This is a genomic window from Anaeromyxobacter sp. SG17, from assembly GCF_022690695.1.
GTDB lineage: Bacteria > Myxococcota > Myxococcia > Myxococcales > Anaeromyxobacteraceae > Anaeromyxobacter > Anaeromyxobacter soli.
Genome location: NZ_JALCYX010000053.1, coordinates 23,418 through 29,824 on the forward strand (window position 1 = coordinate 23,418; position 6,407 = coordinate 29,824).

6 protein-coding genes are annotated in these 6,407 nt (G+C 73.2%); 3 read left to right on the forward strand and 3 right to left on the reverse strand.

The genetic code is table 11. The features are described 5' to 3' along the window. Positions 1 to 100 precede the first annotated feature (100 nt). Positions 101 to 409 (forward strand): hypothetical protein, encoded by a 309-nt coding sequence (locus MNY60_RS17075; protein ID WP_242340921.1) that lies wholly within the window; start codon positions 101 to 103, stop codon positions 407 to 409. Positions 410 to 468: 59 nt separating this feature from the next. Here MNY60_RS17075 and MNY60_RS17080 read toward each other — a convergent pair whose 3' ends face one another. Continuing rightward, positions 469 to 2,649 (reverse strand): ATP-binding protein, encoded by a 2,181-nt coding sequence (locus MNY60_RS17080; RefSeq protein ID WP_242361213.1) that lies wholly within the window; start codon positions 2,647 to 2,649, stop codon positions 469 to 471. A 125-nt stretch (positions 2,650 to 2,774) separates the two neighbouring features. Next, on the reverse strand, positions 2,775 to 3,113 hold the full coding sequence (locus tag MNY60_RS17085; protein ID WP_242340919.1) for a putative signal transducing protein: 339 nt from the start codon (positions 3,111 to 3,113) through the stop codon (positions 2,775 to 2,777). A 130-nt stretch (positions 3,114 to 3,243) separates the two neighbouring features. On the opposite strand from MNY60_RS17085, the gene MNY60_RS17090 reads away from it, so the two are divergent. Beyond that, on the forward strand, positions 3,244 to 3,663 hold the full coding sequence (locus MNY60_RS17090) for a hypothetical protein (protein WP_242340918.1): 420 nt from the start codon (positions 3,244 to 3,246) through the stop codon (positions 3,661 to 3,663). A gap of 336 nt (positions 3,664 to 3,999) precedes the next feature. Beyond that, complete coding sequence (locus MNY60_RS17095) at positions 4,000 to 5,328, forward strand: citrate (Si)-synthase (RefSeq protein ID WP_242340917.1); 1,329 nt, start codon at positions 4,000 to 4,002, stop codon at positions 5,326 to 5,328. 173 nt (positions 5,329 to 5,501) lie between these two features. Here MNY60_RS17095 and MNY60_RS17100 read toward each other — a convergent pair. Next, positions 5,502 to 6,407 (reverse strand): M23 family metallopeptidase (locus MNY60_RS17100; protein WP_242361214.1); only part of this gene is annotated, 906 nt, incomplete at its 5' end.

A 6,407-nucleotide genomic window follows, 5' to 3' on the forward strand; every position in this document is an offset into this window, starting at 1 on the left:
GCGACCGCGGTCGCCGGCGGGGCGGGGGCGAGCCCGTGAGCCGATGTGTGCGCGCCGCGTTCTTGCGCGGTCGCGAGGGGACGGCGTAGAAGCGGCGGGCATGACGCTCCACGTCGCCCTCGCCGTCTCGGCCCTCGCCGCCTCCGTCCTGCTCGTCGCCTCCTCCGCGCAGCGGGTGCTCCCGGTGATCGCGCTCGTCGCGGCCGCCGTCGAGACCGCGGTCGCGCTCGGCTACCTGCACATCTCGGTGAGCGGGCTGCCCCTCGGGCTCATCCTCGGGCTGGCGCTCGCGGTGCCGGGGTTGATCGGCTGGCTGCGCGCCACCGCCAAGAGCTCCGTCTCCGCCGCCGCGCTGGTCGCCTTCACCGGCGTGCTGCAGGTCATCGTCTACGTCGGGGCCCGGTTGTAGGACGAAGCAGCGCGGGCTCGCTCCACGCTCGGCCGCACCCGGGCCGTGATCCAAGCGCCTCAGCCCGCCGCGCGCGCGTCCTCGCCGCCGGTCCGCGGCGGCTCCGGCGCGTCCGGGTTCGCGGCCGTGCCCTGCGGGCCGGCGGCGGCGTCCGGGACGCGGGTGTCGCGCAGGAGCCCGGCGATCGTCGCGTGCAGCGTCGCGGGATCGACCGGCTTCGCGAGGTGCGCGTCGAAGCCCGCCGCGATCGCGCGCTGCCGATCCTCGGGGCGCGCGAACGCGGTGAGCGCGGCGATCGCCACGCGCCGCTCGCCGCGCGCCTCCTCGAGGCGCCGCAGCTCGTGCACGAACGTGAAGCCGTCCTCTCCCGGCATGGCGATGTCCGACACGACGAGGTCCGGGCGCTCCCGGGCGACGGCGTCGAGCGCCTCGCGGACGGAGGCCGCGCCCTCCGGCCGCGCGCCCCACGAGGCGAGCAGCTGGAGCAGCACGTCCCGCGAGTCCGCCTCGTCGTCCACGACGAGCACCCGGGCGCCGCCCAGGTCGGGCCGGGCGCTCACCGCCGCCGGCGCCACCGCGGGCGCGCGCGCGACCGGCGGCAGCACCACGCGGAAGGTGGCCCCGCGGCCCGGCCCGTCGCTCTCCGCCTCGATGGTCCCGCCGTGGAGCGCCACGAGCTGCCTCGTGATCGCGAGCCCGAGCCCGAGCCCGCCGTGGCGCCGCACCGACGCCCCCTCCGCGTGGACGAACGGATCGAACACGACCGGGAGGAAGTCGCGCGCCATTCCCACGCCGGTGTCCTTCACCTCCAGGAGGGCGCCCCCGCGCGACGCCGCGAGCCGCACGTCGACGCTGCCGCCCGGCTGAGTGAACTTCACCGCGTTCGACAGGAGGTTCCACGCGACCTGGCGCAGGCGCGCGGCGTCGCCGACGACGCGGGGCAGCTCCGGCCCTGCGGTGCGGGAGAGCGCGACGCCCTTGGCGCGCGCCGTCGCGCGGACCGCCTCGACCGCGTCGTCCACCACCCCGAGCAGATCGACGTCGGCGTGCCCGACCTCGATCTTCCCGGCCGCGATGCGCGACATGTCGAGCAGATCCGACACGAGCTGCGCGAGCGTGCGGCCGTTCCGCTCGATGACCGCGAGGCCGCGGGCGAGCCGCTCCGGATCGCCGCCCGCGTCGCGCAGGAGGCCGGACCAGCCGAGGATCGCGTTGAGCGGCGTGCGCAGCTCGTGCGAGAGCGTGGCGAGGAACTCGTCCTTCGAGCGGCTCGCGGCCTCGGCGTGGACGCGCGCGTCCTGCTCGCGCGCCAGCGCGCGGGCGAGCTCCTCGCGCGAGGCGGCGTGCGCCTCCTGCGCGCGGAGCTTCGCGAGCTCCATGCGGTCGATCGCGACCGCGTCCCGGAGCACCAGCACGACGAACAGCAGCGAGAGCACGACGACGAGGAGCGAGACGGCGAGCGCCCCCTCGCCCGAGGCGCCCGTCACCGCGAGGGCGAGCCCGCCGAGGAGCAGGGGGAGGAGCAGGACGTAGACGAGCAGCCGGCGCGCGAGCGCGCTCCCGGCGCCTGTAGACGCGAGGTTCGCGACGAAGCCGCGGTCCGGACGGGCGCACAGGAGGCCCACGTCGAGCGTCAAGAGCGCGATGGCGGACGGGAAGGCGATCCCGGTGACGGTGGCCTCGCGGTAGAGCAGCGAGACGTCGAAGGTGTGGCCGACGACGCCGAGGAGCGCGATGGCCATCGCGACGATGGCGAGCCCCTGGGCGAGCCACGCGGCGCGGCGGCGCGCGTCGAGGCCCACGAGGACCACGCCCGCGAGCAGGAAGCTCGCGGCGGCGGGCGGACCGGGCCGGCCGGGGAGCGTGACCGCGGCGCTCAGGCCCAGGCCCGGCACGAGGACCCGGTCGATGTGGAGGTCGACGAGGGCGAGGTGCTCGACGAGGGTGGCGGCGCCCAGGGCCGCGACGAGGACGCCGATCACGCGAGAGGCGATCCGCGCCCAGCGCGCGCCGAGCCCCGCGAGCGAGAGTCCGACGGCGGCCGCGATGATGCCCGCCGCCGTGTTCGGCTGGACCTCGATCCCCCGGGCGAGGGTTCGGAGCCACGGGACGCCCAGGGGATGGCTGACCAGGGCGCCCACCCCGATACCGCCCGCGAGCGCCGCCGCGACCTGCGAGATGCGGTGCATCCGGGCGACGACCTTGGGATCGAGCAGGGGGATGTCCTTAGGTGCGTCCATCGGAACCCTGGCGGGAAGCTAGGGTCGCTCCGAGATGGGCGCCATGTGTGCGAGCAGGCGGTCGCGCGCTCCCGTTGGGGGGCACAGGATCGTGGCGGCGCGAGCGGGGTGGGGCGAAGCCCCGTTCACAGCAACGCCGCCGCCAGGAGCGCGGCTGCGATGAGCAGCGCCATCCAGCCGACCGTCCAGGAGCGTCCGCTCTCGGGCACCGGGGCGACGAGGTCGTCCTCCACGTCGGTCGGCGAGATGGCGGGGCTCGCGAGGATCTCTCGCGCGCGGGGCAGATCGTGGGCCGGGACGAGGACGCGGATCGTCCGGCCGACGCCCGGCAGGAGCGCCGCGTCGGTCCCCTCGAGCACCGCGGCGGCGATCCCATCCGCCTCGAGCATCCCGCGGACGAGCTCCGCGTCGGTGAGGCTTCCGAACACCGCGACGGTCCGATACTCCGCTGAGTGCTGTTCCACTCCCCTTCCCCTCGTCGAATGCTCGCACTCGGCGCCGCGCCGGTCCAGTCGGCGCGCTGTCAGAGGGGTTCGCTACGGTCCGCCGGCCGTCCCGGATGGCCGGCATCCCGCAGCAGGAGGTCCTGGACCGATGGCCGTGAAGGTGATGGTGGCGCCCGCGATCGCGAAGGGCGAGCTCGAGAAGGGCGGCCCCGTCGCGAAGCGCGCCGCGCCCGCCGCCGCGAAGCCGAAGAGGCGCCGCTCGTCGGTCTACGACGCCGACGGCAACGAGGTGTTCATCACCCTCATGTGCCTCAAGTGCCACAAGATGCGGCCCCTCGCGCAGTTCGGGCTCCGCAAGATGGCGGACGGCGCGATTCGCAACCAGCCCTGGTGCAGGACCTGCCGCTCCGGCGCCGGCGCCGAGAAGCCCAGCCACGCCGTCGCCGCGGCGCTCCCCGAGCCCATCGTGCCCGACCTCGCGACCGAGGCGGCGGTCGGGGACGAGCCGCAGGCGTCGCGGAACGTGGCGGCGGAGGTCGCGGCGGCGCTCGCCGCCGGCCGTCGCTGAGCCTTCCTGCGGGCGCGCGTCCCGCTCGCGCGCGCCCGTCTCCCAGCCCAGCGCCGAGGTCAGCGACCGCTTGCGCTCGCCTGCGGCGGCTGGAGCGGTGTAGCTTGCGACAGCCGACCGCACCGGGACGGGCGAGGCCCTGTCGGAGCGAGTAGGCATCGAGGTGTGCGCCCGGGCGCGGGGAGCAGGGGGCCGGGTCGAAACTAGACTCGGCGGCTCCACGAGTTGTTCCCGATCCGGTTTGCCCTGGCCGAAATTCGCTGGGTAGGATTCGGCCCTCGGTTCAACGCGCTCTGTAGTTGCAGAACAAACCTCTACAAATGGCTGGGGTCGACAATGGCTGAGACGCTCAAGCGGAAGCTCAAGGAGAAGATCGAGGCATTCCGCCCGCGCACGCAGAAGCTGAACAAGGAGCTGGCGGAGATCGTCATCGACAAGGTCACGATCGGCCAGGCCATCGGCGGCGCCCGTGACGTGCGCTGCCTCGTGACGGACATCTCGTACCTGGACCCGCAGGAAGGCATCCGCTTCCGCGGCAAGACGATCCCGGAGACGTTCGACGCGCTGAAGGAGCACGTGGTCGCCGGCGCGGAGATGCCGACGGTCGAGAGCTTCTTCTCGTTCCTGCTCACCGGCGACATCCCCACGAAGGCCGAGGCCGCCGAGATCCAGGCGGACCTCAAGGCCCGCGAGGTGCTCCCGCAGTACGTCATCGACGTGCTCCGCGCGATGCCGCGCGACTCGCACCCGATGGCGATGTTCTCGGCCGGCATCGTGGCGATGCAGCGCGAGTCGGTGTTCGCGAAGCGCTACGGCGAGGGCAACCTCAAGAAGACCGAGATGTGGGACCCGATGTACGAGGACGCGATGACGCTCGTCGCGCGCCTCCCGGTCCTCGCGGCGTACATCTACCGCATGAAGTACAAGGGTGACACGCACATCCCGTCGGATCCGAAGCTCGACCTCGGCGGCAACTTCGCCCAGATGATCGGGCAGAAGAAGCCGTACGACGACGTCGCCCGCATGTACTTCATCCTCCACTCGGATCACGAGTCGGGGAACGTCTCCGCGCACACCGCGCACCTCGTGGCCTCGGCGCTGTCCGACGCGTACTACGCGTACTCGGCCGGCATCAACGGCCTCGCGGGCCCGCTCCACGGCCTCGCGAACCAGGAGGTGCTCGGCTGGATCCAGCAGACGATGAAGAAGCTGAACAACCAGGTGCCCTCGAAGGAGCAGCTGAAGCAGTTCCTCTGGGACACGCTGAACTCCGGCCAGGTCATCCCGGGCTACGGCCACGCGGTGCTCCGCAAGACGGATCCCCGCTACACGGCGCAGAACGAGTTCGCGAAGAAGCACCTGCCGAACGACCCGCTCTTCCAGCTCGTGAACATGATCTACGAGGTGGCGCCGGGCGTCCTGACGGAGCACGGGAAGACCAAGAACCCGTGGCCGAACGTCGACGCGCACTCGGGCGTGATCCAGTGGTACTACGGCGTCCGCGAGTGGGACTTCTACACGGTCCTCTTCGGCGTCGGCCGCGCGCTGGGCGTGCTCGCGAACCTCGTGTGGGACCGCGGCCTCGGCTACGCGATCGAGCGTCCGAAGTCGGTCACCACGGCCATGCTCGAGAAGTGGGCGGCCGAGGGCGGCCGGAAGGTCTAGCCGCCGGCTCGCAGTCTCGTGAAACACGAAGGGCCGCCTCGCGAGAGGCGGCCCTTTTCTTCTTGCCGGGGGGCGCAGCTACGCGCCCCCCGGACCCCCGGCTCGCTCCGCCGCAGCCTCATCCGGCTGCGGCTACGCTCGGGACGTATCCCGGGGACCCCGGTCTCAGACGGTCACGGCGCCGGGGCGGTGTGGACCGCGGGGACGACCGCGCCAGGCGCGGCGATCGCGCTGCCGCCGAGCGCCGAGTCGAGCGCGCCGCGGCGGACCTCGAAGGCGGGCCGGACGGCCGCCACGAGCGAGCGGTGCTCGATCTTGTGGACCTCGAAGGGATCGAGCACCCGACCGCTCGCGTCCTCGAGCTGGTAGTGAAGGTGCGGCGCGAACGAGTGGCCGCTGTTGCCGGAGAGCGCGATCTGCTCGCCCTTCTTCACGCGGCGGCCGGCGATCATCTCCTTCGGCAGCACCTCGAGGTGCAGGAAGATCGCGTGGCGGCCGCTCGCCGGATCGAGGATGTCGAGGCAGTTCCCGTTTCCGCGGAAGTTCCAGTTGCGCCGCTGGATCACGCCCTCGAACGGCGCGAACACCGGCGACCCGACCGGCGCCTTGTAGTCGACGCCCTTGTGGCGGCGACCGTCACGCAGGAGCGAGGTGACCTGCTCGTACTCGCCGATGGGCGCGTCGACGATGTGCTCCTCGAGCTCGCTGCCGTCCTCCCGGTAGTAGCGGGCCCAGCGCGCCCCCTCGGCCTGGAAGCGGTAGACCGAGAACGCCTTCCCGAGCTTCTGGGAGACGTAGCGCACCGCCTCGACGACGGGCTCGGCGCTCGGCGGGAGGCCGGGAGCCGCCGGCGGGGACGGCGTGTAGAGGATCTCGAGCCGATCGCCCTTCCTGCCGTCGCGCGCGACCTGGAGGTCCCACACGAGCAGCCGGTTCACCACCTGCGTGAGCTGGTCGGCGATGGCCCGGTCCGCGGGAGGCAGGGCGCGCGCGATCGACTCCTCGAGCGCGCCGTGCAGGACGACGCTCGCGCGCCGCGTGGCGGGCGAGCCGGGGACGGCCGCCGGCGCGGGCGCAAA